Raw genomic sequence first — 23,761 nt, 5'->3', positions numbered from 1 at the left:
CGCGTGGGAGACACACAGCGGGTGCTAACGTCCGTTGTGAAAAGGGAAACAACCCAGACCGTCAGCTAAGGTCCCGAAATCCTGGTTAAGTGGGAAACGATGTGGGAAGGCTCAGACAGCTAGGAGGTTGGCTTAGAAGCAGCCATCCTTTAAAGAAAGCGTAATAGCTCACTAGTCGAGTCGGCCTGCGCGGAAGATGTAACGGGGCTAAACCAGGTACCGAAGCTACGGGTGCATTCTTCGGAATGCGCGGTAGAGGAGCGTCGTGTACGCCAATGAAGGTAGATTGAGAAGTCTGCTGGAGGTATCACGAGTGCGAATGCTGACATGAGTAACGATAAAGGGTGTGAAAAACACCCTCGCCGGAAGACCAAGGGTTTCTGTTCGACGCTAATCGGAGCAGAGTGAGTCGGCCCCTAAGGCGAGGCCGAAAGGCGTAGTCGATGGGAAACGGGTCAATATTCCCGTACCGGACATGATTGCGATGGGGGGACGGAGAAGGCTAGGTGAGCCAGGCGTTGGTAGCCCTGGTGAAAGTCAGTAGGCTGAGATCTCAGGTAAATCCGGGATCTTAAGGCCGAGAGACGAGACGAAGACACCCCGGTGTTGAAGTCACTGATGCCACGCTTCCAAGAAAAGCCTCTAAGCAACAGATTATGTGCGACCGTACCCCAAACCGACACAGGTGGTCAGGGTGAGAATCCCCAGGCGCTTGAGAGAACTCGGGTGAAGGAACTAGGCAAAATGGTGCCGTAACTTCGGGAGAAGGCACGCCGCTGTTACGTGAAGCCCCTCGCGGGCGGAGCGGAGAGCGGTCGAAGATACCAGGTGGCTGCAACTGTTTATTAAAAACACAGCACTCTGCTAACGCGCAAGCGGACGTATAGGGTGTGACGCCTGCCCGGTGCCGGAAGGTTAAATGATGGTGTTAGCCGCAAGGCGAAGCACTTGATTGAAGCCCCGGTAAACGGCGGCCGTAACTATAACGGTCCTAAGGTAGCGAAATTCCTTGTCGGGTAAGTTCCGACCTGCACGAATGGCGTAATGATGGCCACGCTGTCTCCACCCGAGACTCAGTGAAATTGAAATCGCCGTGAAGATGCGGTGTACCCGCGGCTAGACGGAAAGACCCCGTGAACCTTTACTATAGCTTCACACTGGACGCTGATGTTGCCTGTGTAGGATAGCTGGGAGGCTTAGAACCCGTGACGCCAGTTGCGGTGGAGCCAGCCTTGAAATACCAGCCTGGCATCATTGGCGTTCTCACTTAGGTCCGTGATCCGGATCGAGGACAGTGTGTGGTGGGTAGTTTGACTGGGGCGGTCTCCTCCCAAAGTGTAACGGAGGAGCACGAAGGTACCCTCAGCACGGTCGGACATCGTGCAATGAGTGCAAGAGCATAAGGGTGCTTAACTGCGAGACCGACACGTCGAGCAGGTGCGAAAGCAGGTTCTAGTGATCCGGTGGTTCTGTATGGAAGGGCCATCGCTCAACGGATAAAAGGTACTCCGGGGATAACAGGCTGATACCGCCCAAGAGTTCACATCGACGGCGGTGTTTGGCACCTCGATGTCGGCTCATCACATCCTGGGGCTGAAGTCGGTCCCAAGGGTATGGCTGTTCGCCATTTAAAGTGGTACGCGAGCTGGGTTTAGAACGTCGTGAGACAGTTCGGTCCCTATCTGCCGTGGGCGTAGGATGTTTGAGAAGGGCTGCTCCTAGTACGAGAGGACCGGAGTGGACGCACCTCTGGTGTTCCGGTTGTCACGCCAGTGGCATTGCCGGGTAGCTAAGTGCGGACGGGATAACCGCTGAAAGCATCTAAGCGGGAAGCCCCCTTCAAGATGAGACATCCCTGAGGCCATGAGCCTCCTAAAGGGCCCAGCAAGACCAGCTGGTTGATAGGTCGGATGTGGACGCGCTGCAAGGCGTTGAGCTAACCGATACTAATGGCCCGTGAGGCTTGACCCTATAACACCCAAGGGGTCTGGAAAGCCAGTGATAACGATGACGTTCGAAAGAACACCGGATACGCTTACGTAGCCCGCACCACGGCTACGTAAAAGAGACGCACAAAACACAGCATGATAGATCGCCAGTTACGCCTGACGACCATAGCGAGCGGGAACCACCTGATCCCTTGCCGAACTCAGTAGTGAAACCGCTCAGCGCCGATGGTAGTGTGGGGCCTCCCCATGCGAGAGTAGGTCATCGTCAGGCACTTATCCGAAAAATCCCCCCGGGCTCAGGCCCGGGGGGATTTTTTTTGTTTAGTATTTTTTAAAAAGAGTTACCACTCAATAGGTTTACCCGCCCAATCCCAAAAGCTGCCCGTATCTTCCGGCGCTCGTTGGGCCATAACGTCGATAAGGCTTTGCGCGACAAAGTCAGGCGTAAAGAGCTTGTTTTCTGGTACGCGTGCTTGAAAGGGTTTTGATAGCTCGGTATCCGTGGTGCCAGGATGTAAGCAAAGAATGATCGATTGCTTATTGAGCCGCTTTAGCTCTATAGAGGCAGTTTTTAACAGCATATTGTGTGCTGCTTTGCTTGCACGGTAGCTATACCAGCCGCCAAAGCCGTTATCTCCAATAGAGCCAACTCGCGCGGAGAGGCTAGCAATTATCGTGGGGTGTTTTCCTTGTAGTGAGCCTTTTAGGTCAGCAATCAGCAGCGCTGGCGTTGCTGCGTTAATATGCATTACACGGTCGAAAGCCTCAGTATCAAGCTCTTCCAGACGCTTTTCAGGCGCAACTTTCTTCTGACTATCATGCAAGATACCGATAGCGTTAAACAGCAGGTGTACAGGCTCGCCATTTAGCTGTTCAACCAGCAATTGTCGACCACTCTCTTGCGTAATATCCGCTTGGAGACATTGTACGCGGGGATCAGTGTTGGTTTGAGAGCCGCTGCGGCTTACGGCTATTAGCTTGCCAACTTGGGGTGAGGCTAAAAGGGATTGCACCATGGCATGGCCAATACCACCACCGGTGCCTGTCACTACGGCAGTAAAAGCATCTGGAAGGTGAGGCAGCATATAAAGCTCCAAAATGGAAAACATGTGTTTCCATTGAAGCGGCTTGTATATGTTTTGTCTATATTCTGGAGGGGTATTTTGACGCTCTCTAAGCAGAAGCGTTAATGCGGCCGGGCTGGGCGCTATTGCGGCCATCAGGTTTGTATAATGTTTTTTCGGCAATCTGGCGGATATAATCCAGCATCTGCTGATTGTGCTTCATGCGCAGCGAAAGCATTTGACCGGTTAGCTCGTTAATGCGCGCGACCCGTTCGCTTTTTATCAGCAGCTGTTGCCAGTCAGAATGGCAGTTGGCATCTTTCGCCGCCTCCTTGGCGCCGGTAGCGCCTTTTTCATAACCGAGACGGCTTTGCACATCACGGCGAAGGCTTTCCATGCGATCAAGCTCTGTCAGCAGGGATTGTTTCTCATGGGCTAACGTAGCCAGTGCGTCGCCATCGATATCACCTTGGGTAAGTAGCGACTGCTCTTTTTCCATTAATGCGATCAACGTATCCATACGTTCTTGTTGATTATGGAGTAGGCGCGCAAGACTCATGAAAACATCTCCTTACATAATCGGTATTGATTACTCACTACTTAAGCTAGCAAGTAAACCGCTGGCAATGCGTTCGGGGTCAATGTCCAGTTTGCCTTCACGGATAGCGTCACGAATTTCATCAACTTTAGCGAGGTCGATATCTTGAGAGGTATCCACGCTTTGCTGACTTAATTGCGTTGCGTCAGCTGAGCCTTGTTTTACGCTGGCAGAGCCCCCCGCTTGGGATTTCTGCGTTTCATCGCGCGGCTGTGTTGGATTAGGTCGAAGCAGCGAATTTACGTTATCCACTTTCACGTTATTAGCCTCCGTTGAGCTTGGATGGCATTTTGCGCCAATTGACTATTGCTATCGGCGGTACTTGGCAAAACTTTAGTGTCTGGCGGTGAAATTCGCGCTAAAAATCGATCTGTAAAACGCCATCCCCGGTGATGCGTGCTTCCAATATCTCACGGGAGCCAAAACGTACGCGTATCCTCTCATTTAGGCCGCCGTCATCCATCGCTTCCCCCTCGCGAGCAATTCGAAACGCGGGGCCTTCGGCAATAACGGTGACGCGCTGCCCTCGCTCGACCAAGCGTGGTGCCTGGATGTCATGGGCTTGAAACGAGCTGCCGCTGCGAATGGGGCGGAGTGCGACATTGCCGACAATACTATCGGCTTCGGTTAGCGTGCGCGAAGAAAGCTCGCCAAGGTTGCCGCGTTGCGTATCGAGCATGGATTCAGTAATCAGCGTGCCGCGTGAGATATCCTCTGACGCTACTGCATAGGGGCCGATAACGTCTACTTGGGCTTGAAGGTAACGAACTTGGCTCTGTTGTTCACCACAGCGAACGCCAACGGAGATGCGTCCCAGTGGCGCTTGATCGGCATTGGGCAGAAACGGGGTTGGGTTGATGCAAGCGGGTAGATGAGGGGACGGCGCACGTAGGTCAATCACGACTTCTTCGCCAAGCATCAGGGTCTTCTCGTACAAAAACTGGTGCACTCGCTGGGTTAGCACTTCATCATTAGCGAACGCGATGTTGGGGATGAAGACCACGGTGACTAACATCACACCAAATAGCGCCAATATGACGCGAGGTATCCATAAAGAGTGAAGGGATAACAGTGCCAGCATGACTGAGGTCTCGGTCGTCAACGAAGTCTAAGGCGAAAGAAAAAAGCATTTGAAGTGTAACGAAAAGGCTTAGGCGGCATCAGCAGAAATACCGGGTGAAAAAAAGGCTGTTCCATGCTTTAGAATGACGCCGAGGAGGGTATTCTGCATCATCAACAAATTCCCATTTATTTCGCCTCTCAGAGAGGGTCGGCATGATCGATAAACTAGAATCTGCCTTCAACCATCATCAGCAGGCACTTGGCTTGCGCCACGCGCGCCATGAAGTGCTGGCGGCTAATATCGCCAACGCGGATACGCCTAACTACAAAGCGCGCGATATTGATTTTGGCAGTGAGTATAAAAAAGCGGTTGAGAACAGCGAACGCTCGCAAGGCAGCCGCGACGGCTTGGCGCTTGAACGCACGTCAGCGCGCCACTTGCCGGGCGAAGGGCCCGCTTTGAGTGGCGGCGCCGGTGATATGGATTTGCTCTACCGCATACCCGACCAGCCAAGCTTAGATGGCAACACGGTGGATATGGACCGTGAGCGCGCCCAGTTTGCCGATAATGGTGTACGTTATCGAGCGGCGCTGTCGATGCTCAATAGCCGCATTCAAGGGCTGAAAAATGCCATGCAGCCGGAATAATCAGGCGAGGATAAGTTATGACAATGTTTTCCGTATTTGATATTGCCGGCTCCGCTATGAGCGCGCAGTCGCAGCGGATGAACGTCACCGCAAGCAACATGGCCAATGCTGATAGCGTTGCCGGGCCGGATGGTGAAACCTACCGTGCCAAGCAGGTGATGTTTGAAACCCAGTCGCAAAACAACCGTTACGGTGTCGGCGGTGTACGTGTAACGGAAGTGGTCGAAGACGACTCACCGCTGCGCATGGAGTACATGCCTAACCACCCCGCCGCGGATGAAGACGGTTACGTGGCCAAACCCAACGTTGAACCCGCGCACGAAATGGTCAATATGATCTCCGCGTCGCGCTCTTATCAGGCCAACGTCGAAGTATTCAACACCAGCAAGCAGATGCTAATGCAGACGCTCTCGCTTGGTCAGAACTAAGGATTACGCCAATGATTGACGGTATCAACAACACTGTGTTAGATCGCATCAATGGAAATGGTGGTAACCCAAAGCTGAGCCAAAGTCAGTCTGATGAGCTGCGAGAAAGCTTTCTAACAATGCTGGTGACGCAGCTGGAAAATCAGGATCCAATGGATCCAATGAAAAACGAAGAAATGACCTCGCAGCTCGCGCAAATTAATACGGTGAGCGGCATTGAGCAGCTTAACGATACGCTCAATGGCATTACCCAGCAGATGGATGCTGGCAAGATGCTGCAAGCGTCAGGCTTGATCGGCAACGCCGTGTTGGTGCCGGGTAATAGCGTTAAGGTTAACATCGACGACGAAGGCGCTTCACACGCCACACCGTTTGGTATCGAGCTTGCTAAGCCTGCTGAGCGCGTTGATATTTCGGTCACTAGCAAAACGGGCGAAGTGGTGTACACCGAAAAAGTTGAGAATGTTAGCGCTGGCGTTCAATCGTTTAGTTGGGACGGTCTAAACAATAACGGCGAGCCGCTGGTGGCGGGCGATTACCGCGTAAGCCTTAAAGCGTTTGACGCTGAAGGCGAGGAAATGAGTGCCGAGTCACTCAACTACGCGTTGGTTCAGGGCGTCACACCCGCGAAAGATGACGGCGATGTGCGCTTAGATTTGGGCGCCATTTATGGCCAGGTCGGCATCGACCAAGTTAAACAAATTCTTTAATAAATAAATTTCAGGGGTAAGAGAATGAGTTTTTCACAAGCGCTTAGCGGCCTTAACGCACAGCAACAAAAGCTGGGTGCCGTCGGTAACAACATCGCCAACTCGCAAACGGTCGGTTTTAAAAGCTCCGATGTACAGTTCGCCGATGTGTTTGCCGAGTCGCGTATTGGGCTCGGGGTTCGTACCTCTACGGTGCTGCAGAATTTTAGCCAGGGCAATGTTGAGTCCACCAACCGCAATATGGACTTAGCAATTGCGGGCGAAGGCTTTTTCCGCTTCCAGCAGCCAACAGGCGAAGTGGGTTACTCGCGCAATGGCCAACTGACCATGACCGCCGATGGCGATTTAGTAAATGCCCAGGGCGCGCAGATTATGGGTTTCGCCGCTGATGATGATGGTGTTGTTCAGGGGGGGGGGGAGGTAACTCCCTTAACGGTAGATTCTGAAGCCCTCGAAGCAAATGCTACAACAGTGTTATCAGTTGGGCTTAATTTAGACTCGGGTGAAGCGGGTATAGATACCGCTGCTGCTGGCTATGTTTTTGATCCGACGGATACCGCTACCTATAGTTACTCAACGAATGCCACTGTTTATGATTCGCAAGGTAATGCGCGTAACTTATCCATGTATTTTATTAAAGACGCAAATGCTAACAATCAGTGGGAAGTTCAAGGCCGTATGACTGGTGGGCCTAATGACGCTGAAGCATATAGCGTTGACTTGGGTAGGATTGCCTTTAATACCAATGGTACGCTAGATAATGCGAATACGACTATCAACCCGATTGATAGTACTGGTGGTGTTGGCGGTTTTGCCGTTGAGCCTCCTGGCGTCGCTGCAGATAACGAATTCGGCCCGGTTTTTGACCCCTTAGATATTGCCATTGATGTGCAAGGGTCTACGCAATTCGCTGATCCTTCAACCGTCAATGACGCGACTCAAAATGGCTTCACTGCTGGCTCTCTCGTGGGTGTCACCATTGAAGACGATGGCACCGTTATGCGTAACTACTCCAATGAGCAGTCGTTGGCAGCGGGTCAAATTTCGCTAGTCAGTTTCCGTAACCCGGAAGGCTTAAAGCCTGAGGGTGATAACTTGTGGTCGGCCACGGGCTCATCGGGTGATGAGCTTGTGGGTGCGCCGGGTACCGGTCAGCGCGGTTTGATTGAGGCGAGCGCGATTGAAACCTCTAACGTGGATTTGGCCGGTGAACTGGTGGATATGATTATCTCGCAGCGGGCGTATCAGGCCAACTCGCAGACCATCAGCACCCAAGATGAACTGCTTCAGACCATTATCAACCTTTAATCAGTTGTTAAACGCCTTGGGCGACGTATAAGGAGTTAACCGTGGATCGGATGCTTTATACCGCGATGAGCGGCGCCAAACACAGCATGGATCAGCAGTCGGTGGTCAGCAATAACCTAGCGAACGTTTCCACCACTGGCTTTCGCGCCCAGTTTGACGCCGTGCGTGCGGTGCCGATTCAGGGTGAGGCACGGTTAGACTCGCGCACTCACGCGGTGACCACCACGCCGGGCACGGATTACTCTCAAGGCCCGATCGAGACTACCGGGCGTGCGCTTGATGTGGCGATGCAAGACGATGCATGGATGGCCGTGCAGGCGGAAGACGGCACTGAAACGTATACACGTCGTGGCGATTTACAAATCGACGCTGACGGTATTTTGTTGAACGTCGGTCGCCCAGTGATAGGCGATGGTGGGCCTATTAACGTACCTCAGGGGTCAGAAGTGTTTATTGGGGCCGATGGCACCATCAGTGCCATTCCTGAAGGCGTAGGCCCAGAGGCATTGGTCAATGTTGGCCGAATTAAGCTTGCGACACCAGAGCCCGGCGAGTTAACTCGCGGTGAAGATGGCCTTTTTCGCGCGCCAGAAAATGAAGAAGGCGTGCCCGGGGCATTGGCCGCTAACGAAGACGCGAAGCTGATTAGCGGCGCGCTAGAAGGCAGTAATGTCAGCGCTGTGGATGCTATGGTTTCCATGATTGATGTCGCCCGCCGCTACGATATGCAGATGAAAGTGATTAGCACGGCGGATGAGAATGCTCAGCGTGCCAATGGCATGCTCTCTCTCCAGGGTTGATACACTTGATAGCTAAAGGAATTTTTAATGATTAAGTCGCTCTGGACGGCCAAAACAGGCTTAGAGGCACAGCAGACCAAGCTTGATGTGATCTCCAATAACTTGGCCAACGTCAGTACCAACGGGTTTAAGCGCTCGCGGCCGGTATTTGAAGACCTGCTGTACCAAAACATGCGCCAACCCGGTGCACAGAACAATATTCAAGACCGTCTACCTTCCGGCATGCAAGTGGGTACCGGTGTCCGCTCGGTAGCGACGGAGCGCTTGCATACGCAAGGCGGGCTCGAGCAGACTGAAAACTCGCGTGACCTGGCGATTAATGGCAAAGGGTTTTTTCAAGTGCTGATGCCCGATGGCACCACAGCGTATACCCGCGATGGTAGTTTCCAGCTAAATGAAAACGGCCAGATGGTGACTGCAAACGGTTATCCCCTGGAACCGGCCGTTTTTATTCCCGAAAACGCACTGTCGGTCAACATTGGTGAAGATGGTATCGTCAGCGTACGAGAGCCTGGTAACCCGGTAGATAATGAAATTGGTCAAGTTAACCTTGCTTCTTTTATCAACCCCACAGGGCTTGAAAGTATTGGCGGCAATCTTTATTTGGAAACGGGGTCATCCGGCGCACCAAACCAAAACATTCCCGGCCAAAATGGCATCGGTAGTCTCTTCCAAGGTTATGTAGAAACGTCCAATGTGAGTGTAGTGGAAGAAATGGTTAGCATGATTCAAACCCAGCGCGCTTACGAGATCAACAGTAAGGCAATTACGACCAGCGATGAAATGTTGGCGCGTTTAAGCCAGCTGTAATGGCCGTTATGATGAGACAAGCGATGTGCCACTTTTTTTTAGCTTTCGGCAGGCGATTAACGCTTCTTGGTTTGGCACTACTCATCCTTGCATTAGCCGGTTGTGCGCAAATACCACATGCCTCAGTGGTCGGTGAGCAAGAGCAAATCGAAATCGTAGATAGACCGCCACCGGTGCCCAACGGCTCGATTTATCAGACACGGCGCGGCTATCAGCCACTTTTTGAGGATCGTCGGCCGAGGGCTATTGGCGATATTTTGACCATTGTTCTCGATGAAGAAGTGAGTGCGAGCAAAAACTCGCAATCCAACGCTGACCGTAGTGGCAGTGCGGGTTTAGAGCTTGAGCAACTACCTGATGCATTAGACACGCTTGCTGAATACGGTTTTGATGTTTCCGGAAATAGCGAGTTTAGCGGTGGCGGGGGCTCGCAAGCCACCAACTCCTTTACCGGTACCATCACCGTCTCTGTGTTGGATGTTTTGAATAACGGTAACCTGCGCGTGCGTGGCGAAAAGCAAATCGCTATCAACCAAGGCACTGAGTTTATTCGCTTTTCAGGTGTTGTTAATCCGAGGACGATCACCGCGCAAAATTCCGTACCGTCGACGCAGGTCGCTGATGCGCGCATCGAATACGTCGGCGATGGCTATATTAATGAGGCGCAGCATATGGGCTGGCTGCAGCGCTTCTTCTTAAACGTATCGCCCTTCTAGCGGTGATGTGACAATAACCGAGAATAGAGATACACAATGCGATACAACCCCGTTTCAGCTAAACACTTTTGGCAGCGCGTTGGTGCTATCGCCTTGGTGTGCGTGACGTGTATCGCTGCGTTGCCCGCGCAGGCTGAGCAGGTACGCGAGCTATCGAGCTTTGCTGGGGTACGCAATAACCAGCTGGTGGGCTATGGGCTCGTCGTGGGGCTCGATGGTACCGGTGACCAGACCACTCAAGCGCCGTTTACCAGCCAGAGTCTTGCCAATATGCTCTCGCAGCTAGGAGTCACTATTCCCCAAGGCACTAACATGCAGCTACGCAACGTAGCGGCTGTCATGGTGACGTCGGATTTGCCGCCGTTTGCACGCCCAGGTCAAGAGCTCGATATTGTGGTCTCCTCCATTGCTAACGCCGGTAGCTTGCGTGGCGGTACGTTGCTGATGACGCCATTGAAAGGCGCCGATGGTGATACGTACGCCATGGCGCAGGGTAATATGCTGGTGGGCGGTGCTGGCGCGCAGGCGGGTGGCAGTAGTGTGCAGATTAATCAACAAGCAGTGGGCCGAATTCCCAATGGCGCCACGGTAGAGAAAGAGGTGCCGCTAAATCTTGGCGCCAATGGTGGTACGTTGGAGCTGCAACTAGATCAAGCCGATTTCGGCACCGCGCAGCGAATGGTCACCGCCATTAACACCGAATTTGGCCGCTCCGTGGCGTATGCGCGTAACGGTGGGGTGATCGCATTGGATGGCCCGGCTGACGATAATGCGCGTGTTAATTTTATGGCGCGTGTGGAAAGCGTCGATGTCACGCCCACACGCGCACCGGCTAAGGTGGTGGTGAATGCGCGCACAGGGTCGGTGGTGATGAATCAGGCAGTTACACTACGCGAAGCGGCCGTGGCCCACGGGAGCTTGTCGATCATGATCGATACCAATTTTGGTGTAAGCCAGCCCAATCCTCTCGGTGAAGGGGAAACCGTGGTGGTGCCCGATGCTGATATTGAGGTTGAGCAGCAAGAGGCTTACTTGAGAATGGTAGAAGGGGCTCAGCTCAACGAAGTCGTCAACGCGTTGAATGCATTAGGCGCCACGCCACAGGATCTGATGTCGATTCTTGAAGCCTTGAAGCAAGCAGGTGCCTTACGCGCTGAACTGGAGGTGATCTAGTGAGCGTGAATCAAGATATGACCGGCCAGTTCGCGCTGGATATGCAAGGGTTTCAGCGTTTGCAGCACACGGCGCGGGTGAGCCCAGAAAAAGGCGTCGACAGCGCGGCCCAGCAGTTTGAAGCGCTGTTCGTGAAGATGATGGTCAAAAGCATGCGCGATGCGGTACCCACCTCAGGGCTGATGGATAGCCGCCAAACCGATTTTTATCAGTCGATGCTGGATCAGCAGTGGTCACAGGTGATTGCCTCGCGCGGTATGGGGTTAGCCGATGCATTGGTCGATCAGCTTGAACGCCAAGGCGCGTTCACGCGTAGTGAGCCTGCAGTCGATAGTGATAATGCAATGCAAGCGTTGATTGCCGGCATTCCTCGTGGCACACCACGTGAGCTCAATAATCCTGGCGCATTGTCTGCTGGCGACAATCGCGGCGCTGCAGCGCAAACCGAGCGACAAGGTTTCTTGTCTGAGCTTGATGCTGTCCGTCAAACGGCGCCGATAATCGATAGCATTGATGAACAAACACCTGAGAAAAGCGGAACAAGTGACCATATCCAGCAGTTTAAAGACCGACTGACTGGGCCTGCTCAGGCGGCTAGCCAAGCGACCGGCGTCCCCGCTGAGTTGATTCTCGCACAGGCTGCGCTGGAAACTGGCTGGGGACGGCATGAAATCACTACCCAAGACGGTCGTAATAGCCATAATCTGTTCGGTATCAAGGCGGGTAGCCGGTGGGAGGGGGACACTACCGATATTGTCACCCATGAGTATGTGGATGGTCGCCGCACCCAGGTAAGCGATACGTTCCGCGTTTATGACTCCTTTGAACATGCGTTTACCGATTACGCGTCGTTAATTGGCAATAACCCTCGCTATGCCAATGTGGTATCGGCACCGGATGCGCAGCAGGCCGCTCGAGAACTCCAAGCAGGCGGCTACGCTACTGACCCCCGTTACGCCGATAAGTTAGTGGCGGTAATGCAAACCTTTAACCCAACATCATCAGGCGACTGGCTGGCGGCATCACGCTAGCACACCCTTAAGTTTTTCTGCGCTTAGCCGATAATTAAAGCATCGGCTTAAGGAATCGAACCATGAGCATGTTTTCTACCGGGCTAAGCGGCCTCAGTGCAGCGCAAAGCGCCCTCAATACGACCAGCAATAATATTAGCAACGTCTTTACGCCGGGCTATAACCGTGAGCTCACGCAGCTAGGTGAAGGCTCGGCGGGTACCCCTGGTGTGCAAGTTGATAATATTGAGCGTCAGTTCAATCGCTATGTGGCGGATCAGCTTAATAGCGCCAAAACGCAGTCGAGTGCGCTGCAAAAATATTCTGAGCAGGTTACCCAGATTGATAACTTGCTGGCGGACCGCGACGCGGGCTTGGCGCCGCTGATGCAAAACTTCTTCTCTTCGCTGGAAGACATGGCCAGCGCACCTTCAGACCCTGCTGCACGCCAAGGGGTGTTGGGCGCCACGCAAACGTTAAGCGCGCAATTCCGCTCGTTTGATGGGTATCTGCAAGACATGCAGAGCAATATCAATAGCGAGATTGAAGACGAAGTTACCCAGATCAATAACACCTCGGAGCAAGTCGCAGGCTTGAATCGTGAGATTGCGCTTGCACGCGCACGTACCGGTGAAGCGCCTAACAGTCTGCTGAATCAGCGTGACAAGCTAGTATCGGATCTTAATGAGCGGATGGACCTTCGCCTCAATATTCAAGACGGCAAAACCTATAACATCAGCCTGCCTAACGGCCAGCCGCTGGTAACGGGGACGGATTCCTTCACGTTAGAGCCGCTGAAGTCGGAGCTTGACCCACAGCGTACCGTTGTTGGTTACCGCGACGGCGGCGGCAACTTGGTGGAGCTAGAGGAAGATGTGATCACCGGTGGTGAGCTGGGCGGCTTAATGTCTTTTCGCCAAGAGACGCTGGACAAAACCCAAAACCAGATCGGCCAGCTGGCAGTGTCCCTCTCCGTTGCTTTTAACGAGCAACACAAGCAGGGCGTTGACCTAAACGGCGAGCAGGGTGAAGATTTCTTTGATATTCGCCAGCCGCAAGCGTATAGCTATGACAGCAATAGCGCGAATAACCTTTTAACGTCTGCTGAATTCGACGTTACCTCTATTGATGACTTGAGGGCGACGGACTACTCACTCACTTTTGCAGATGATGCAGGTGACCTTAACCCTGTCATAACTCGTACTGATAACGGCCAGGTTCTCGACGGTACAAAGGTCGATACTTCTGGCTGGGATGAAAGTGTCGGCACCGGCGAAATTACCTTTGGTGGTGTAACAATTGCGTTTAATAGTGGCACCAGCGTGGCCGAAGGAGATACGTTTGAAATTCAGCCGGTGCGCCGCGCCGGTGCGGGGATGGAAGCCAATATCGCCGATCTAGATAAGATTGCGGCGGGTAGTTTTGAAATTGATCAAAGTGGCAGTATGGCTGTGAGTGATGTTGGTGTTACCGGTGCTAATGCTTTTGCAAACACGAACCAACCACTTGGACTGCAACTGTCTGGCAATGAGCTAACAATAACTGGTTTCACAGGTTCATCTGTACGGGTAAATGGTGAAGAACGTGCTCTCACTAGTGGGGTAGTTCAGGATGATGCGGTAGGTGGTACGAATGCAACTCTCGCTGATGGCGATGAAGTTACCGTCGACGGAGTTACTTTTACTATCGATGACGCAGATACTAATTCAACATTGGACTTACGGCAGTCAGTTGCCGCTTCAGGCGATAACCGTAACGCCCTCGCGCTTCAAGACTTGCAAAGCCAAAACGTGGTGGGTGGCAGTTCGACGGTCAGTGGCGCTTATGGGTCGATGGTGAGCGACGTGGGTAACCGCACCAATATTACTCAGGTCAACTTGGATGCGCGCCAGGGCTTAACCGATCAGCTAAGGGCGGTGCAGCAGTCGGAATCTGGCGTAAATCTAGACGAAGAAGCAGCAAATCTGATTCGTTACCAGCAGTATTATCAAGCCAATGCCAAGGTAATTGATTCGGCAACGACAATCATGGACACCATTTTGGGTCTACGCGGTTAACTCGGGAGCTTAAGTCATGCGTATTAGTTCGGTCACCATGTTTGAGCAGAGCACTGCGTCGATTAATCAGCAGCAGAGTGACTTTCTCAACGTGAGCAAGCAGATTGCCAGCGGTCGCCGTGTGGTTAACCCATCCGACGACCCCCAAGCAGCTGCGCGCGCGGTTCGCGTTGATCAGTCGAAAGCGGTGACGCAACAGTTTGAAGACTCACGTGTTTCAGCACGAAACTCGCTGGCGCAGACGGAAAGCATTCTCAATAGCGTGAGTGATGCCGTTACCAGCGCTAAGACGCTGCTGGTACAGGCTTCTAGCGATACCTTAAGCAACGTTGACCGTGAATCTATTGCCAGCGAAATGCGCGGCATTTACGAGACGATGCTTGGCCAAGCGAATGCCACCGACGGCAACGGCCGCTATCTATTCGGCGGCTATGCGGATAACGCCCCGCCGTTTGTTAAAAACACCGACGGTAATGTGGAATACAAAGGCGATACCAATGCGCGCGAACAGCGTATTGATGCCTCGCGCTTAATGCCTGTTACCGAAAACGGTGACTCTATTTTCAAAAGTGTACCGAGTGGTGCGGGTTATGTAGCTGAGGCTACAAAAACAGACATTAATGGTGATCCTTTAGCTGGCAATAATGTTAGGAACGATGGAAGCGTCACCTTTGGCGGTCCGCAGGTCACCAACGTCAATGATGATGATCATGGTGATAGCTTCCGGATCGTTTTTGAAGAGTTTAATGGAGAAGATGCTTTTAGGGTTGAGAAATTTGATGCTGGCTGGGAGCCATTCAATCCTGCTACTTCAACAGATGATCCTATAGCTTATGAGGGCGAAGGCCAAACCGTGTCGTTTGGTGGCTTAGATATCACACTTGATGGTACACCTGATAACGGCGATCAAATACTAGTCGCTCAGGCAGGCAGCGAGCAACGGGAGCCGAATCTGTTCCGCACCATGGAAGAAGCCATTCGGGTGCTGGAAAAGCCGGTAGAGAACGATACGGATAAGGCCGATTTGCGCAACACACTCAACACCTCAATGCGCGATTTGGATAACGCGCTGGATAACGTGCTCACCGTGCGTGCCTCTGCCGGGGCGCGTTTAAACGAGCTCGATGTGGTGGATGCCGTGGGTGGTAACCGGATGCTGAACTACGAGCAAACGCTTTCAAATCTGGTTGACTTAGACTATTACGATGCGATTTCGGAATATAGCTTGCGCCAAGTCGGTCTGCAGGCATCACAGCAGGCGTTTGTTGATATCAAAGGCATGTCGTTGTTTGATTTCCTGCGTTAATACATCAAGCTAGCGTAGCTTAAAAACCCTAGGCCAACTGCCTGGGGTTTTTTTATGGCTTAAGGCAATTGGGCCATTAACTCGATCAAGCCTTGCATAAAGGCGACGCCATCGCTGAAAAGCCGCTGCAAAAAGCTGCCGATGTCTGTCATTAACACCATCATCAGCGTTAATCCAACGGTGAGCGAGGTAGGGAAGCCAATATTGAACACAGTGAGCTGAGGGGCTGAGCGATTTAAGATACCCAGCGCTAAGTTGATGATCAGCAGTGAGGCAACCAGTGGGAGTGCTAAGAGCATGCCGGAGGCGAAGATAGTGCCCCCGTAACGGGCGAGTATTTCAAAGGCATTGGCGTTAATCAGGTTGACCCCGATGGGCAGCGTCTGGAAACTCATCACCAACGTTTCCAGCACCATAAGGTGACCATTCATGGCAAGGAACATCAAAAGCGTAATCATATAAAGAATACGTGATAACACCATGATGTTAGTGCCGCTCGCAGCATCAAAAAAGCTGGCAAAAGCCAGGCCCATTTGCAGCCCAATGAATTCCCCTGCGGCTTGTACCACGGCAAAGACAATGTGCATTACCATGCCAATGGCTGCCCCAATAACGATTTGCTCAACAATAATCCCCGTCCCTACCCAAGATACAAGGGGCACATCAGGCATGGGGGGAAGAATGGGGGCAATGACCACCGCCACAACGGCGGCAAGTGCGACTTTGGCTTGGTTAGGAACGCTGGAGTGCCCCCATAGAGGGGTCGCCGCCATAAACGCGGTGATGCGTACAAACGGCCAAAAAAAGGCCACAAGCCACCCATGGAGCTGAGCGTAGGTGACCTCGATCATGCGCTTACATCACCATGCTGGGGATATTGGTAAAGAGGCGTTCTGTATAGTCAGTAATCAACCCCAACAGCCAAGGGCCCGCGATGACCAAGGTAGCAAAAACAGCCAGAATCTTGGGGATAAACGTGAGCGTCATCTCGTTAATTTGAGTGGCCGCCTGGAAGAGGCTGATCAAAAGGCCGGTGGCAAGAGCGGCAAGTAATAACGGGCCTGCCAGAAACAGCGTAACACGCATCCCTTGGTAGGCAATGTTCATGACCATTTCGGGTGTCATGGGGAAGCTCCTGCACGGCAGTGTGCTGGTGAATAGGGGCTATACGATATAGAAGCTTTCGGCCATCGAGCCGATGATAAGTTGCCAACCATCGACCAGGACAAAAAGCATCAGCTTGAACGGCAGTGAAATCGTAATGGGTGGTACCATCATCATGCCTAGCGCCATCAATGTGCTGGCCACGACCAAGTCGATGATCAAAAACGGAATAAAAATCGTAAAGCCGATTTGAAAGGCGGTTTTCAACTCGCTGGTGACAAAAGAGGGAAGCAAAACCCGCATCGGAAGTTCTTCCGGCCCTTCCATCGGGCCAATGTCCGCTAGGCGTGCAAAAAGAGCGATATCTGGCTCGCGGGTTTGGGCCAGCATGAACTCGCGAAAAGGCTGCTGCGCGAGAGCAAAAAACTCTTCAAAGTTGATGCTCTCTTCCGATAGGGGCACCCAAGCGGTTTGATAGACCTGCTCAAGTACTGGCGACATAATAAAAAATGTCAAAAATAGTGCAATGCCGAGAAGCACTTGGTTAGGCGGCGTGGCCTGCGTCCCCATGGCGGTACGCAGTAAGCTCAGTACAATAATAATGCGCGTAAAGCTGGTCATCATTAACAGCATGGCCGGCAAAAAAGCCAGCGAGCTTAAAAAAAGGAGTGTTTGCAGCGAGACGGACCATTGTTGGCCACCGCTCTCCGTTGGCTCGCTGACGATACCGGGAATTTCTTGAGCGAAACCTAGGCTCGGCAGTCCCAGCAACACGAAAAGCCCCAGTAGGGCAATAAAGGCAGGTAAGTATCTAGATGGCGGCGTTGGCATAGGAGTTAAAGCGGGCATCCTATAAGTCATTTCATTGTATCGGCGTCTGAGGATGCGGAAGAACTACCGCGTCTGCGTTGCTTTTGGAGCGCTTTAGCCAAGCGTTGCGAAAAACGCAAGCTTGGTGCGTTATCATGGGGTGACGGCTTGGGCGCGGAAAGCTCGTGCAGCTTGCTAATGTGACCGTTCCCCACCCCCAGTACTAGCCACGTACCTTCCACATCCACGATCACCACTCGCTCGCGGTTACCGACGGCTGTGCTGCCGACCACGTTGAGGTTTACGTTTTGATGCGAGCCTTGACGTGTCCAGCGCTTTAGCAAAGCTGAGCAGAGAAAAATGGTGGCCACAACTAGCGCAAGTGCTGCCGCCGTTTTACCTAGCGCCGCCATGCCGATGAGGGCATCGCTGCTGCCGACGGAGGTGATAGCACCGTTGGATGTGGCCTCTGTGCTCATCGGTTAAGCTTATGGATCCGCTCAGATGGCGTGATAATTTCGGTAATACGGATGCCGTATTTATCTTCAATCACCACGACTTCACCCTGGGCAACCAAATAGCCATTGATAAGAATATCCATCGGCTCGCCGGCTAAGCCATCAAGCTCAATCACAGAGCCTTGGGCAAGCTCTAAGAGTTGTTTGATCGTAAGTTTGGTGCGCCCTAACTCCACGGTCAGCTTGACCGGGATATCCATTATCATTTCAAGATCACGCGAAGCAGCGCTGTTATTTTCTTGATCCAACGGAGGGAAGACATCGCTGGTGGCGGCTTTTGCTTGCGGCGGCTCTGGAGTAAGCGCTTCTTCTTGCTCTGAGGTATTGTCTTCTTCTACCGCTTGCTGTTCTGCCATGGCAGCAGCCCAGGGATCTTCTTCCTCTTCTGAGCTATCCGTATCCGAGCTATCCGTGCTTTGTTGCGCTGCTTGCTCAAACGCATCATCGTCTGTGTTGGTATCGCCGTCGGTAGGCTCTTGTTCGGACATGGCGGCCGCCCAATCGTCATCAGAAATGTTCTGATCGTCAGAGTTTTGATCGTTAGAGTTCTGATCGTCGGGCTTGTTAGGATCAGTCATGCTTTCGATTCCTTGGCTTTCAGTCGCGTAGACCCGTTATTAAAGTCGTCGGACGATAGGTTATTCATAGCGGCGTGGTCATACATTCTTAAAACGCGCAGCGCACGTTGCTGCTTTTGGCTGCCGAACTGGCACTCCATGACGGGCACACCGCCAACATGCGCGTTTACCTTTTCGGGGATTTCGACAGGGAGTACATCGCCTTTTTTTAGCCCCATGATCTCGGCAATCCGGCTCGGAATATGGGCAAACTCTGCTACGAGCTCTACTTCTGATTGCCTTAGCTCGCTCGCCATGCGTTTGTTCCAGGTGCCGTCCTGATCATGGTTACTGTCATTGATCGGGTTGGCGAGCAAGTCGCGTAATGGCTCTATCATCGCGTACGGCATGCAGACCTGAAAATTACTGGCCAAGTTGCCCACTTCAAGATTGAATTTGGTATTGACCACTATTTCATTGGGCGAGTTGGTAATGTTGGCAAACTTGGACTGCACCTCAGAACGCAAGAAATTGATATCTAAAGGATAAACGACTTTCCAGGCCTCTTCGTACGCCTCTATTGCCAGATTGAGTAAGCGCTGGATAATGCGCTGCTCGGTATTGGTAAATTCACGACCATCTGACTTGGTCACAAAACGGCCGTCACCACCAAATAAGTTATCCACCACCATAAAGACGAGGTTAGGCGGGAAAACGATAAGTGCAGAGCCGCGCAGAGGCTTCATGGCTACAATGTTAAGGTTGGTCGGTACCGGCACATTGCGTGAAAAGTCGCTGAAACTCTGGTAACGCACGGATTCCACGGTGATATCGGCGCTGCGCCTAATCAGGTTGAAAAGCCCGGTACGGAAGTAGCGCGCGAAACGTTCGTTGATAAAATCTAATGCGTGCAGGCGCTCGCGTATGACGCGATGCTGCGTTGAAGGGTCATAGGGACGAATGCGCGATTCATCACCCTGCTGCTGGCTCGACGAAGAAGTTTCCTCGTCGCCGCTGACCCCTTTTAGCAAGGCATCAATTTCATCCTGGGACAGTAGATCGTCCTGTGACATGACGGCTCCGAGTTCCCGGGGTTATTGCACAATGAATTCAGTGAAAAGCACTTCACGTAAATCCAGGGGCGCTTGATTTTCTGCTAATGGCTCACTCAGCGCGGTGACGATATCTTGTGATAACGCTTTTTTGCCTTCCGGTGATGTGAGATCACCAGCCCGCTTACCTGAGAGGAGCGTGAGCAACCGGCTGCGTACTTGAGGCATATGCTCGTCTAGAATCTGTTTACTTTCTTTATTACCAACGCGTAGCGTAATGCCGGTGTAGAGTAGCCGAGAGCCTGCGCGGTCGCTTTCGAGGTTGACCGTAAAAGGTTCAATATTCAGAAAAATAGGTGATTGGCGTTCTGGTTCTACTTGGGCCTCAGCGGTATTATCATCACCACCACCATCCTGGTTCATTACCATATAGATGGCCGCTGCGGCTCCCGCTGAGGAGAGCAATACGAGGATAATCATTATCCAAAGCAGTTTTTTAGACCCACCGCTTGATTCTGCCATTGTGCTTCCCGTGATCATGATGCGCAAAAGAGCATTATGCCCAATGTGCGTGTTCGTGATGAAATGAATAGGCTCGCTGCGCGAGCCTATCTTCTAGCTTAAGACTGACAAGCGTTAGCTATTAAGCATATAAATCAACGCGGCCATCGATAGCCACTGCCCTTGGCGGCAGCGATGTTGGCTCGCTAGTGTCTTCGCCACCCCCTTCTAGGGTGCTACCTGACTGACCGGCTGTGTTGCTTCCACCCTCGGCAAGTTCGGATTCACCGTTTTGTTGTCGTTGCTCGCCAACTGATGTTTCACCTAGGGAAATGCCCTGTTCGGCTAACGCTTCACGCAGTTGGGGGATTGCCTGCTCAATGACTTGGCGTACTTGTGCTTGGGCTGAAAGGAAGAGGGCCTGAGTGCCTTGCTCGCCCACCTTGAGCGAAATAGACAGGGGGCCGAGTTCCGCTGGGTGCAGTTGTAGTTTTACATGCTGCTCTCCGCCACGTTGAGCAAACTGAACGAGCTGCTGACCGAGTTGCTGTGACCAGGCGGGACTGGAAACCGGGGTGGCTATACTACCTTGTGCTGCCGCTCCCTGAGAAAGTCCGTTGGCGCTATTTTGCAGCGCTGCAGCAGGCGAGCCGCCACCGTTTAAACTCGCTTGAAGGGCAGCGGGTAGCTCAAAATTAGGGGCGGGCGTTGAATTATGGGTGCTAGACAACGCCGCAAGTAATGCATCGCTACTGATACGCGATGAGTTATTAGCACTCGTGCCATCCAATAGTGACAGCGCTCGGTTAGCCGCCTCACTTTGTGACGCGGCGTCTGATGCTTGGGCATTGCCTCGCATGGCAGCAAGGGACGGCGAGAATAACGTAGAAGCGGAAGATTCCGTACTACCGTTAGCTGCCGTGATGTGTGTACCGTTATTTTGCATTGCCGCAATACCGCCTAAAAGCGCTGCTAACTGCTGGGCAAGCCCCTCGCTACCATCGTCATTGAGGGCTTCAAGGGTATTCGCGAGCGATTGTTGCTCCTTCTGCAATGCATTATCACTCATTGACGAGGTGTGTGTACCGTTATTTTGCATTGCCGCAATACCGCCTAAAAGCGCTGCTAACTGCTGGGCAAGCCCCTCGCTACCATCGTCATTGAAGGCTTCAAGGGCATTCGCGAGCGTTTGTTGCTCCTTCTGCAATGCGTTATCACTCATTGACGTACTGCCGGAGGATTCTTCAAATGCTGATATCAGTTGAAGCCGTTGGGTAATTTCAGCCAACGACGAAGCGCTATCTGCTAACTCGCCTTGAAACAGCTCGCTACCGGGTAACGCGTCGGCTCCGGTATTGGCATCCAAAGAGGCAGTCAGGGCTTGTAGCGCATTCATCAGCATGGGTTGCTGGCGAACTTGCTCCATCAGAGCTTGCATATCGGCTTTCTGCAGCTGCTCCTCGCTGAGACCAAGCGCTTGTAGCTGGTCGGCAATCTGTTGTAGCGAAACCGGACCACTGCCGCTTTTCGGGTTTCCACTGTCGGCTTGAGCACTGTGGCTCAGAGAAGTATGCGATGCCTGACTAAAGGCCTGCATAAAACCATTCGTCTGTGCGTTATCGGAACGACTTGCCGACGTGGCTTGATTGGATTGGCCTGGGTGCATCGAAAGCAGAGCATGAATGTTCATAATTCGTCCCTGACACCGTTACCGCGGTGTCTCAGATTGCTGGCGTGCCATACGGCTATTCACCAAGTCATCGTTAATCTTCTGTTCTTGGCGCGCGCTGCGGCGCTGCGCTTCGAGCAAACGGCGCGAGGCTAACGTGTCGTAGGAAGAGAGCTTGCGCTGTTCTTGGCGCCACTGCTCTTGGCTTTTCTCTACGCGGTTTTGCTGTTCTGCAAGCGCTTGCTGGGCACGTGTTAGTGCGGCATCCAGCGAAGCTAGAAACTGCTGGTAATTGTACATACTGGCGGGGTCAATGCCCTGGCGCATGGCCGTTTGTAAGCGCTCGCTGTACTCTGCCCGGTAACGATGCAGCGCTTGTAGCTGCGCCTGCGTTTGCTGCTCGGATTGACGCTCCTTGGCCAGCAGTTGCCCGGCTTGGTCGCGCGCATCTTTGGCAAGGCTCGAGAGCATCTCGAGTTGCGAAGTACCTGCTTGGGACGTGCTCATGCTTTCCCTCCGGCGGCCTGCTTACCAGCAACGGCGTCTAGTGCTTGCCGTGATGCCTCTATCGTCGCACATTCGTCAATATTTTGCTGTAAGAAGTGCTCAAGCTCAGGAAAACGCTTGACCGCTTCATCGAGTTGCGGGTCATGCCCCGGCGTATAGGCGCCAACGCTAATCAGGTCACGGTTGCGCTGGTAGCGCGAGAACAGACGTTTAAAGTTGCGCGCATTACGTTGCTGCAGTTCGTCCGTAATCGCTGTCATGGCGCGGCTAATAGAAGCTTCTATGTCGATTGCCGGATAGTGACCCGCCTCAGCTAGTGTGCGTGATAGTACAATATGACCATCTAGAATAGCACGCGCTGAATCGGCGATGGGGTCTTGTTGGTCGTCCCCTTCAGTGAGCACCGTATAAAATGCGGTAATTGAGCCACCGCCACGCTCCGCGTTACCTGCGCGCTCCACAAGGCTTGGCAACTTAGCAAATACGGAAGGTGGATACCCCTTGGTGGCAGGGGGTTCGCCGATCGCAAGTGCAATCTCGCGCTGCGCCATGGCATAGCGCGTCAGCGAATCCATAATTAGCAGGACGTCTCGCCCCTGATCACGAAACCCTTCGGCTAAACGAGTGGCGTAAGCAGCACCCTGTAAACGCTGTAGCGGTGAGGTATCGGCGGGGGCTGCCACCACCACGGCCCGCCTACGCCCTTCAGGGCCAAGGATATTATCAATAAAGTCTTGCACTTCGCGACCACGCTCACCAATCAACCCTACTATGATCACATCGGCTTGCGTATAGCGAGCCATCATGCCCAGCAGCACGGATTTCCCTACACCGGAGCCAGCAAACAGCCCCATTCGCTGGCCGCGACCGACGCTTAATAGCGCGTTAATGGCACGGATACCTACGTCGATTTGCTCATCAATCGGCGCGCGTAAAAGTGGGTTTAATGGTGGGGTGCTGAGAGTGGCGCGCGGTGCCTCTTCTACGCTTTCGTGATCGTCTAGCGGGTTTCCATTGCCATCAAGAACGCGCCCGAGAAGGCTTTCGCCTAGCGGAAAACGGCGGGCGCTGTGCCCGGCATCACTTAACGGCGAGACGCGCGCACCGGGCATCAGTCCGGATATCTCTTCCAGCGGCATTAAATAGAGCTTATCACCAGCAAAACCGACGACTTCAGCTTCAGCATAATGCGCGCTTTGGCCGAGTCGGCCGTCACTGCCGGGTAGTTCAATGCGACAAGCGCTACCTACCGCGACTTTTAACCCCACCACCTCAATCACCATGCCGGTGGCGCGTACGACACGCCCGCTAACGCGATAATACGGTAGCGGGTCGACGCGTTTAAGCGTACGTCGCAACGCTGTTTGCCAGCGCTGATGATGGCGTGCAGTCGCGGTCGTCATC

General features: G+C 53.0%; 25 protein-coding genes and 2 rRNA genes. 13 read left to right on the top strand and 14 right to left on the bottom strand.

Translation table 11 applies throughout. The features are described from left to right. Both M8006_RS04795 and rrf read left to right on the top strand, forming a co-directional pair. Nucleotides 1-1,971: ribosomal RNA gene (locus tag M8006_RS04795) — 23S ribosomal RNA — on the top strand; the annotation flags it as partial. Between the two features lie 133 nt (nt 1,972-2,104). Then, a 5S ribosomal RNA gene (gene rrf / locus M8006_RS04790) occupies nt 2,105-2,220 on the top strand. A gap of 70 nt (nt 2,221-2,290) precedes the next feature. Here rrf and M8006_RS04785 read toward each other — a convergent pair. The 4 genes from M8006_RS04785 to flgA all read right to left on the bottom strand — a co-directional run bounded on the left by M8006_RS04785 (nt 2,291) and on the right by flgA (nt 4,692). Next, complete coding sequence (locus M8006_RS04785; RefSeq protein WP_250080328.1) at nt 2,291-3,034, bottom strand: SDR family NAD(P)-dependent oxidoreductase; 744 nt, start codon at nt 3,032-3,034, stop codon at nt 2,291-2,293. A gap of 88 nt (nt 3,035-3,122) precedes the next feature. Continuing rightward, on the bottom strand, nt 3,123-3,572 hold the full coding sequence (locus M8006_RS04780) for a flagella synthesis protein FlgN (protein WP_250080319.1): 450 nt from the start codon (nt 3,570-3,572) through the stop codon (nt 3,123-3,125). Nucleotides 3,573-3,602: 30 nt separating this feature from the next. Further along, nucleotides 3,603-3,869 carry a flagellar biosynthesis anti-sigma factor FlgM gene (flgM, locus tag M8006_RS04775; protein ID WP_250080318.1) on the bottom strand — a complete coding sequence of 89 codons (267 nt, stop codon included), beginning with the start codon at nt 3,867-3,869 and terminating at the stop codon, nt 3,603-3,605. A gap of 100 nt (nt 3,870-3,969) precedes the next feature. Continuing rightward, nucleotides 3,970-4,692, bottom strand: coding sequence for a flagellar basal body P-ring formation chaperone FlgA (gene flgA, locus M8006_RS04770; protein WP_347709740.1), 723 nt, complete (start codon nt 4,690-4,692; stop codon nt 3,970-3,972). A gap of 194 nt (nt 4,693-4,886) precedes the next feature. On the opposite strand from flgA, the gene flgB reads away from it, so the two are divergent. The 11 genes from flgB (at nt 4,887) to flgL (ending at nt 15,639) form a co-directional block, all read left to right on the top strand. Then, entirely contained in the window at nt 4,887-5,321 is a 435-nt protein-coding gene (flgB, locus tag M8006_RS04765; protein WP_250080317.1) for a flagellar basal body rod protein FlgB, read from the top strand. A 17-nt stretch (nt 5,322-5,338) separates the two neighbouring features. Continuing rightward, nucleotides 5,339-5,749: a flagellar basal body rod protein FlgC gene (gene flgC, locus M8006_RS04760; protein WP_250080316.1), complete on the top strand. Its 411-nt coding sequence runs from the start codon at nt 5,339-5,341 to the stop codon at nt 5,747-5,749. Between the two features lie 11 nt (nt 5,750-5,760). Beyond that, on the top strand, nt 5,761-6,459 hold the full coding sequence (locus tag M8006_RS04755) for a flagellar hook assembly protein FlgD (protein ID WP_250080315.1): 699 nt from the start codon (nt 5,761-5,763) through the stop codon (nt 6,457-6,459). A 24-nt stretch (nt 6,460-6,483) separates the two neighbouring features. Further along, on the top strand, nt 6,484-7,767 hold the full coding sequence (flgE, locus tag M8006_RS04750; protein WP_250080314.1) for a flagellar hook protein FlgE: 1,284 nt from the start codon (nt 6,484-6,486) through the stop codon (nt 7,765-7,767). A gap of 41 nt (nt 7,768-7,808) precedes the next feature. After that, nucleotides 7,809-8,567, top strand: a complete 759-nt coding sequence (locus M8006_RS04745; protein ID WP_250080313.1) for a flagellar basal body rod protein FlgF — start codon at nt 7,809-7,811, stop codon at nt 8,565-8,567. A 27-nt stretch (nt 8,568-8,594) separates the two neighbouring features. Beyond that, nucleotides 8,595-9,377: a flagellar basal-body rod protein FlgG gene (flgG, locus tag M8006_RS04740; protein WP_250080312.1), complete on the top strand. Its 783-nt coding sequence runs from the start codon at nt 8,595-8,597 to the stop codon at nt 9,375-9,377. Between the two features lie 23 nt (nt 9,378-9,400). Further along, nucleotides 9,401-10,093: a flagellar basal body L-ring protein FlgH gene (locus tag M8006_RS04735; RefSeq protein WP_250080311.1), complete on the top strand. Its 693-nt coding sequence runs from the start codon at nt 9,401-9,403 to the stop codon at nt 10,091-10,093. A 36-nt stretch (nt 10,094-10,129) separates the two neighbouring features. Continuing rightward, nucleotides 10,130-11,266, top strand: a complete 1,137-nt coding sequence (locus M8006_RS04730; RefSeq protein WP_250080310.1) for a flagellar basal body P-ring protein FlgI — start codon at nt 10,130-10,132, stop codon at nt 11,264-11,266. Further along, complete coding sequence (flgJ, locus tag M8006_RS04725) at nt 11,266-12,297, top strand: flagellar assembly peptidoglycan hydrolase FlgJ (RefSeq protein WP_250080309.1); 1,032 nt, start codon at nt 11,266-11,268, stop codon at nt 12,295-12,297. The genes M8006_RS04730 and flgJ overlap by 1 nt, the downstream gene beginning before the upstream one ends. A gap of 62 nt (nt 12,298-12,359) precedes the next feature. After that, nucleotides 12,360-14,333, top strand: coding sequence for a flagellar hook-associated protein FlgK (flgK, locus tag M8006_RS04720; protein ID WP_250080308.1), 1,974 nt, complete (start codon nt 12,360-12,362; stop codon nt 14,331-14,333). A 16-nt stretch (nt 14,334-14,349) separates the two neighbouring features. After that, nucleotides 14,350-15,639 carry a flagellar hook-associated protein FlgL gene (gene flgL / locus M8006_RS04715; RefSeq protein ID WP_250080307.1) on the top strand — a complete coding sequence of 430 codons (1,290 nt, stop codon included), beginning with the start codon at nt 14,350-14,352 and terminating at the stop codon, nt 15,637-15,639. Between the two features lie 59 nt (nt 15,640-15,698). Here the strand turns inward: flgL and fliR are convergent, their stop codons facing one another. The 10 genes from fliR to fliI form a co-directional block, all read right to left on the bottom strand. Further along, on the bottom strand, nt 15,699-16,490 hold the full coding sequence (gene fliR, locus M8006_RS04710) for a flagellar biosynthetic protein FliR (RefSeq protein WP_250080306.1): 792 nt from the start codon (nt 16,488-16,490) through the stop codon (nt 15,699-15,701). Nucleotides 16,491-16,494: 4 nt separating this feature from the next. Next, nucleotides 16,495-16,764: a flagellar biosynthesis protein FliQ gene (gene fliQ, locus M8006_RS04705; protein WP_250080305.1), complete on the bottom strand. Its 270-nt coding sequence runs from the start codon at nt 16,762-16,764 to the stop codon at nt 16,495-16,497. 39 nt (nt 16,765-16,803) lie between these two features. Continuing rightward, a complete protein-coding gene (fliP, locus tag M8006_RS04700; protein WP_284046921.1) occupies nt 16,804-17,592 on the bottom strand; it encodes a flagellar type III secretion system pore protein FliP in 789 nt (262 codons plus the stop codon). A gap of 8 nt (nt 17,593-17,600) precedes the next feature. Continuing rightward, nucleotides 17,601-18,032, bottom strand: a complete 432-nt coding sequence (fliO, locus tag M8006_RS04695) for a flagellar biosynthetic protein FliO (protein WP_250080304.1) — start codon at nt 18,030-18,032, stop codon at nt 17,601-17,603. Next, nucleotides 18,029-18,649: a flagellar motor switch protein FliN gene (fliN, locus tag M8006_RS04690; RefSeq protein WP_250080303.1), complete on the bottom strand. Its 621-nt coding sequence runs from the start codon at nt 18,647-18,649 to the stop codon at nt 18,029-18,031. Before fliN ends, fliO begins: the two co-directional genes overlap by 4 nt. After that, nucleotides 18,646-19,701, bottom strand: coding sequence for a flagellar motor switch protein FliM (fliM, locus tag M8006_RS04685; protein WP_250080302.1), 1,056 nt, complete (start codon nt 19,699-19,701; stop codon nt 18,646-18,648). Before fliM ends, fliN begins: the two co-directional genes overlap by 4 nt. Before the next feature lie 21 nt (nt 19,702-19,722). Then, complete coding sequence (gene fliL, locus M8006_RS04680) at nt 19,723-20,202, bottom strand: flagellar basal body-associated protein FliL (RefSeq protein ID WP_250080301.1); 480 nt, start codon at nt 20,200-20,202, stop codon at nt 19,723-19,725. A gap of 121 nt (nt 20,203-20,323) precedes the next feature. Next, a complete protein-coding gene (locus M8006_RS04675) occupies nt 20,324-21,871 on the bottom strand; it encodes a flagellar hook-length control protein FliK (protein ID WP_250080300.1) in 1,548 nt (515 codons plus the stop codon). Between the two features lie 18 nt (nt 21,872-21,889). Continuing rightward, nucleotides 21,890-22,357 carry a flagellar export protein FliJ gene (gene fliJ, locus M8006_RS04670; protein WP_250080299.1) on the bottom strand — a complete coding sequence of 156 codons (468 nt, stop codon included), beginning with the start codon at nt 22,355-22,357 and terminating at the stop codon, nt 21,890-21,892. Further along, nucleotides 22,354-23,760 carry a flagellar protein export ATPase FliI gene (gene fliI / locus M8006_RS04665; protein ID WP_250080298.1) on the bottom strand — a complete coding sequence of 469 codons (1,407 nt, stop codon included), beginning with the start codon at nt 23,758-23,760 and terminating at the stop codon, nt 22,354-22,356. Before fliI ends, fliJ begins: the two co-directional genes overlap by 4 nt. Between the last annotated feature and the right edge of the window lies 1 nt (nt 23,761).

Source organism: Halomonas llamarensis (assembly GCF_023555005.1).
GTDB lineage: Bacteria > Pseudomonadota > Gammaproteobacteria > Pseudomonadales > Halomonadaceae > Vreelandella > Vreelandella llamarensis.
The sequence above is the reverse complement of the archived record's forward strand: the minus strand, read 5'-3'. Positions and strand labels throughout refer to the sequence as shown.

What these genes read in the sequence shown, in the direction of transcription:
- M8006_RS04735 (WP_250080311.1), top strand. Translation starts at nt 9,401, where the DNA reads ATGTGCCACTTTTTTTTAGCTTTCGGCAGGCGATTAACGCTTCTTGGT.
- fliM (WP_250080302.1), bottom strand. Translation starts at nt 19,701, where the DNA reads ATGTCACAGGACGATCTACTGTCCCAGGATGAAATTGATGCCTTGCTA.
- flgE (WP_250080314.1), top strand. Translation starts at nt 6,484, where the DNA reads ATGAGTTTTTCACAAGCGCTTAGCGGCCTTAACGCACAGCAACAAAAG.
- M8006_RS04730 (WP_250080310.1), top strand. Translation starts at nt 10,130, where the DNA reads ATGCGATACAACCCCGTTTCAGCTAAACACTTTTGGCAGCGCGTTGGT.
- fliI (WP_250080298.1), bottom strand. Translation starts at nt 23,760, where the DNA reads ATGACGACCGCGACTGCACGCCATCATCAGCGCTGGCAAACAGCGTTG.
- fliJ (WP_250080299.1), bottom strand. Translation starts at nt 22,357, where the DNA reads ATGAGCACGTCCCAAGCAGGTACTTCGCAACTCGAGATGCTCTCGAGC.
- flgC (WP_250080316.1), top strand. Translation starts at nt 5,339, where the DNA reads ATGACAATGTTTTCCGTATTTGATATTGCCGGCTCCGCTATGAGCGCG.
- M8006_RS04780 (WP_250080319.1), bottom strand. Translation starts at nt 3,572, where the DNA reads ATGAGTCTTGCGCGCCTACTCCATAATCAACAAGAACGTATGGATACG.
- flgA (WP_347709740.1), bottom strand. Translation starts at nt 4,692, where the DNA reads ATGCTGGCACTGTTATCCCTTCACTCTTTATGGATACCTCGCGTCATA.
- flgK (WP_250080308.1), top strand. Translation starts at nt 12,360, where the DNA reads ATGAGCATGTTTTCTACCGGGCTAAGCGGCCTCAGTGCAGCGCAAAGC.
- flgG (WP_250080312.1), top strand. Translation starts at nt 8,595, where the DNA reads ATGATTAAGTCGCTCTGGACGGCCAAAACAGGCTTAGAGGCACAGCAG.
- M8006_RS04785 (WP_250080328.1), bottom strand. Translation starts at nt 3,034, where the DNA reads ATGCTGCCTCACCTTCCAGATGCTTTTACTGCCGTAGTGACAGGCACC.
- M8006_RS04755 (WP_250080315.1), top strand. Translation starts at nt 5,761, where the DNA reads ATGATTGACGGTATCAACAACACTGTGTTAGATCGCATCAATGGAAAT.
- fliL (WP_250080301.1), bottom strand. Translation starts at nt 20,202, where the DNA reads ATGGCAGAATCAAGCGGTGGGTCTAAAAAACTGCTTTGGATAATGATT.
- fliQ (WP_250080305.1), bottom strand. Translation starts at nt 16,764, where the DNA reads ATGACACCCGAAATGGTCATGAACATTGCCTACCAAGGGATGCGTGTT.
- fliO (WP_250080304.1), bottom strand. Translation starts at nt 18,032, where the DNA reads ATGAGCACAGAGGCCACATCCAACGGTGCTATCACCTCCGTCGGCAGC.
- fliN (WP_250080303.1), bottom strand. Translation starts at nt 18,649, where the DNA reads ATGACTGATCCTAACAAGCCCGACGATCAGAACTCTAACGATCAAAAC.
- M8006_RS04675 (WP_250080300.1), bottom strand. Translation starts at nt 21,871, where the DNA reads ATGAACATTCATGCTCTGCTTTCGATGCACCCAGGCCAATCCAATCAA.
- fliR (WP_250080306.1), bottom strand. Translation starts at nt 16,490, where the DNA reads ATGATCGAGGTCACCTACGCTCAGCTCCATGGGTGGCTTGTGGCCTTT.
- flgL (WP_250080307.1), top strand. Translation starts at nt 14,350, where the DNA reads ATGCGTATTAGTTCGGTCACCATGTTTGAGCAGAGCACTGCGTCGATT.
- flgB (WP_250080317.1), top strand. Translation starts at nt 4,887, where the DNA reads ATGATCGATAAACTAGAATCTGCCTTCAACCATCATCAGCAGGCACTT.
- fliP (WP_284046921.1), bottom strand. Translation starts at nt 17,592, where the DNA reads ATGCCCGCTTTAACTCCTATGCCAACGCCGCCATCTAGATACTTACCT.